Raw genomic sequence first — 397 nt, forward strand, 5'->3', positions numbered from 1 at the left:
ATTTCGATCTGGCCTTCGGCAGTCGCCTTGGCGGGGCCGGTGTAAATGATCTCGATGTTCTTGAGTATTTCGATCTGGCCTTCGGCAGTCGCCTTGGCGGGGCCGGTGTAAATGATCTCGATGTTCTTGAGTTCCTTGGCGGCTTCTTGCGCGCCTTGGTTGGCGGCGTCAAAGAAGCCGTTGCCCAGACTCTTCACCACCAGGGCGATCTTGTCGGCCGCAAACGCGGGGCTGACCAGGGCCGCGCTCAAGGCAATGGTCAGCAGGGTTTTGAGTTGTTTCTTCATGCGTGTCTCCTGGAATTGTTAGTAGAAAAATTTGACCCGAAGGCCGGTCTCGATACCGACTGCACACACCAGGGGCTGGTGGTGTGAACCGGGTTCGATGGGGGTAGCGC

At 57.7% G+C, this 397-nt stretch carries 1 protein-coding gene; it reads right to left on the reverse strand.

The annotated features are described in order from the left end of the window. On the reverse strand, positions 1–287 hold a 287-nt coding region (locus tag AC1D1Y_RS26750; protein ID WP_477685006.1), incomplete at its 3' end, for a substrate-binding domain-containing protein. Positions 288–397: the final 110 nt, after the last annotated feature.

The sequence above is a fragment of the Polaromonas sp. P1_G1 genome, from assembly GCF_056405595.1.